The organism is Tsuneonella litorea (genome assembly GCF_025154015.1).
Classification (GTDB): Bacteria; Pseudomonadota; Alphaproteobacteria; order Sphingomonadales; family Sphingomonadaceae; genus Tsuneonella; species Tsuneonella litorea.
Genome location: NZ_JAOAMV010000015.1, coordinates 1 through 4,259, shown reverse-complemented (window position 1 = coordinate 4,259; position 4,259 = coordinate 1). Strand labels below are relative to the sequence as shown.

The window sequence follows — 4,259 nt, the reverse complement described above, 5'->3', positions numbered from 1 at the left end:
GGCGAGGAAAGCTGCTCGCCCCCGATCCGCGTCAGCCTGCCAGCAACGCAGAACCCGACTTCTTCAACAGAATAGGGCTGGAAATCGGTCAAAATGTCAGACTGCACTGCAATGCTCTCATGTCAAACTTGATTTGAACGCGTCTTAAGAAACTCTCGATTGAGCGGACTAACAGTTCATTCGCTTTCGACACTGAAATTGGGGGGGGTCACAAAGTCGCCGGTATGCGCCTCGGCGTCATAGGCTTCGCGTATCGTCGGGTCAGCAAGCTGCGAACGCATAGGCGGCCTATCGTGTCTGATGCCCGTCGATACCGAAGGGCTGCTGCTATTGTTGGGAATGGAGGGGTCCACCAATCCTTCCCGCCTTGCCGCATTCGCAGCGGTCAGGTCGGCCGGGTCCTGCCAGGGGTTGTCCTTTGTAGCAGCCCCCTCGCCACCGCCATTCCATCGCACGAGCAACCAGAGAAGACAGGCGACCGCAACAAGGATAAGAATGTTGGCCAATCGTCGATCCATGCGACTTAGTCGCAGAACCAATCGAAAAACCGAGGACCCCCGCTACTCCACGTCTCGGATGAACTTCCATCCGCTGCAGTGATGTAGATGCTTGGCTTTCCGCCTTTTCCCTTAGCGGAATGGATGAGTTCCGAATTGTCGCAGCTGTACGCTGGCTCATCCCCGCTGAAACTCGCCACCAGACCGCCATCGGAAATTCTGTGCTGGCGCACTTTGCCGGTATTGTTGTCCGTGAACGCCACCTTGTGTGCACCCGACCCTCCGGGGCTGGTAACCGTCACAATGGCGTCGACCTGCATGCTGGCGCCATTGACAATCAATCTGGGCTCTGTTTGTCCATCAACATTGACGGCAAACAAGCTGTTATAAGCTCCCAGAACTCCCGACAGCGGTGCGCCGGAAAAAATGATCTCGCCCGAGTTGTCGAAATCTGGGCTGAAGCGCGTGCTGGTCGCAACCCACTCGTTGGTAACCCCCCAATCAGGATTAGTGGTTCCCCATTTCTCGAGCGGTATTCTCGTATGCTCGCCAGCCCCAATGTCGAAGACGACTATGTCAAAGGCAGACCCGTATCCGGTGTAGGCCTTGTTCGGCTCGGACCAGACAAGGTGGTCGCCCCTTGGCGAGAAGTCCAAAGTCTCTGGATCAGCAACTGTCAGTGGAGTAATGGCCACGGTGTTCTTCGCGAGAGCAACCGGGCAGGAGGGATTGCTCGCTTCGTAGGTCAAGGTCGCAAGGTAGATGACATCTCCCTCAAGACCGTAAGCGAGACGCCCATTGGCCCCATCGAAGACAAACCCCCTGAGTGACGGACTCCCATCTGGAAGCCGCAGTACGGTACAGGCTTGATCTCCGGCGCGGTTCGCCAGTCTGATATCCGTATAGTTCCTGCCGGAAAATTTGTAGCCAATCGCAGGTTCGAAAGCGGCGGGTGGGTCGCCGCTTCCGCCTTTGCCGCCACCTTTTTCGGCCGGGGGAGCCGCGATGGCTGCGGTTGCCACCGCGATTGCCGCTCCTGCAAAAAATCCAAAAGTCCTTTTAGCGCTGATCATGGCCCCGTTCCCCGAGTTGCAGGTCGCGCTAACCCCGGATCAGATCACTGCTCCGGCAACCTTAACCGAAGTCAACCTTAGCCAAATATGCGTGGCATGTCACCATCTGCCCAAGTGTCACGACTTGCAGCCGAATTTCCGTTATGGGCTCGTTAGCGGATAGTCCGCTTTGCGCTTCCGCGAACTCAGAAGCAGACGGTCCGCAACCAGCCCCCAAAGCGACACCGTGGTCATTCGATCAGACCAGCGACTTGGCACCCATCGCGCCCCGATGCCACAAGGGGTCAAGTGGGTTCGCGGTCCTTTATCCAATGGTGACGGGTTGTCGCGTCAATGGGAACGGTACGGCGAAAAGTCTTGCAAGCCTTGGATTCGCCGCGCCCAAAGAAGAAATCATCCCGTCACCTCATACGAGGAGATAACGAGTTGCCTGCACCGCCAGCACTTGCCGAACCAGTGCTCACTCTCGAAATTCGATGAAACTATGCGGTTGAAATCAGGCGCCACCTATTCTGCGATATCATGGGAATTGGGCAGAACTCCTACACCGGGCGTCCGCCGGCCAATGAAAGGCCATAACGCGTCTAACGCATGCCTGGCGGTGCTTTCTCGAGTTCAATCAAGTAATCCGACCAATGCTGCATCATCCTGATCCGTTCTTCCCAGAATTCTGCCCTGTTGTATGCGCGACGAACTGGATTTGCGTCCTGGTGGGCCAGCTGCCTCTCGATCGCATCCGGGTGCCAGGTCCCCATCTCGTTCAGAAGGCTCGCCGCCATGGCCCGAAAGCCATGAGCGGTCATCTGGTCTGGGCCGAAGCCAAGCCTCCGAAGAGCCTGGTTCACGGTATTCTCGCACATGCAGTTGTGCGGTCCACGCGCGCTCGGAAAAACGAACTTCGAGTCTCCACCCATCTCGCTGATCTCTTCCAACAGCGAGATAACCTGCCGGGAAAGCGGCACGCCGTGTGGACGACGCATCTTCATCTTCGAGGCTGGGATCCACCAGACCGCTCTGTGCCGCTCGATCTCCGACCACTCGGCCGTGCGGAGTTCGCCCGGCCGAACGAACGTATGCGCGGAAAGCTTCAGAGCGAGCGCCGTAAGCGGACTTCCTTGGTAGGTTCCTATCGCTCTGAGAAGAGAGGCGACATCCTTCTGACGCGTGAGCGCGGCACGGTGCCTGACCTGGGGGGTTACAACCGCACCCCGTAGTTCAGATGCCGGGTTTCTGGTCGCCCTCGAGGTGGCGATCGCGTAGCGGAAGACACGGCCAAAAACGCTCCGCATGCGACGAGCGCTCTCATACAGGCCTCGCGCTTCAAGTTGGCGCAGAACAGCCAGCACTTCCGAGGGCGAGATCTCCGAGATCGGACGCTCGCCGAGGGTTGAGTTCGCCAGATCGATTAGCCATTGCATCTTGCGCAGGGTCGCGCTCGCACGACCCTCTTTCGCATTCTTCGCAAGCCACTCGCTCGCTACGGTGCTGAAAGAGGGCGAGCCCGGATGCCCGGTCGACGCCGTTCGCCAGCAAACGGAAGGCGCGCTCCAGGTGGGGACCCCGAGCTGGAAAACTTGGTTGGTCTGGATGCGGAACATAGGATCATCTCCTTGCGTGGCGAGGTCGCGGTGGTGTTCCCAGCCATCCTTTCCGGGTTTCCCGCGGTGTACCGGAAGAACACGAGGCTTCGGCGAAGCGACGTGGGCGCCGCCACTTGCCCCGGTCCTCTCCTGCCTTCGACGGGCAAAGTGCTCGGGGCCACGTTCAACCCGGAACACACCTGGAGTGTCAGGCGAACTGCGTCCGGTCAGCTTGCCAACGTCCAGTTGCGTTGCGAACGGCACACCCGGAGTCCGGGGATCAGCCCACGAGGAGTCGGTGAGCGCTTGTGGCGGTATCAAGACGCTCGCGCCGAGAACGTTCGTGTGTCGTATTTTATATCATATTGAGATAAAATCAAGTGTCGTGGCCATGGTTCGTCTCGCCGGCTATAATCGCCCAGAAACAGCCATCGCTCGCGGATAGCGGCTGGTCTCGGCGCGTCCGGGACTGCTCCAACCGATTTCTTCACAACGAGGAAACGCGGTCATCGCCGGACGAACCACGTCGGGCCTGGCCGTTCTGGGTCGGCCGATCCCATCAACATCGGCTCTAATCGCCTCTTGATGACAAGGGATGACAGTAATTGAAAGCGTTTGAAGGCCGAGACGGGCTCTGCCGTCCCTGTGCACGGGGTTGAATTGCGAGTTCGGTCGTGCCCCCCGTATCCATCCCCCCATTGCCCTCTAGCCGCGAAGGTCCCCTGCGCTACCCACGGGAGCCGGGTCGTGTGCCTGGATAGTCACCGCAAGGCCTGCAAGACCGCGAGCTTACGCCCGGGAATGTCCCGGCAAGGCGGTCAACCCAAAGCGATGAGAATGTGGTGCCAGAAGAGGCATCACAATCGGTCTCATTTTTTACCTTTTTTCAGATGTTTAGGTAATTCGGTTTGTGCGAAGAGCCCGCAAAAGGCCCGCAAATGCCGTCTAATGCATTGGTTCGATGCCTTTTTGGGGACTCTAGAATGCATTTTTGCGCCCGGGAAACCAGCCAAGATTGATGTCCGCTAAGCGCCCTTATTCTGTTGAAGAAGTCGGGTTCTGCGTTGCTGGCAGGCTGACGCGGATCGGGGGCGAGCAGCTTTCCTCGC

General features: G+C 58.5%; 3 protein-coding genes. All 3 read right to left on the bottom strand.

Annotated elements, in window-relative coordinates:
- Positions 1 to 176: 176 nt before the first annotated feature.
- The 3 genes from N0B51_RS14710 to N0B51_RS14700 all read right to left on the bottom strand — a co-directional run bounded on the left by N0B51_RS14710 (position 177) and on the right by N0B51_RS14700 (position 3,168).
- A complete protein-coding gene (locus N0B51_RS14710; RefSeq protein ID WP_259963351.1) occupies positions 177 to 506 on the bottom strand; it encodes a hypothetical protein in 330 nt (109 codons plus the stop codon).
- A gap of 17 nt (positions 507 to 523) precedes the next feature.
- Positions 524 to 1,570 (bottom strand): TolB-like translocation protein, encoded by a 1,047-nt coding sequence (locus N0B51_RS14705; protein ID WP_259963350.1) that lies wholly within the window; start codon positions 1,568 to 1,570, stop codon positions 524 to 526.
- A gap of 584 nt (positions 1,571 to 2,154) precedes the next feature.
- On the bottom strand, positions 2,155 to 3,168 hold the full coding sequence (locus N0B51_RS14700) for a tyrosine-type recombinase/integrase (protein WP_259963349.1): 1,014 nt from the start codon (positions 3,166 to 3,168) through the stop codon (positions 2,155 to 2,157).
- Positions 3,169 to 4,259 lie beyond the last annotated feature (1,091 nt).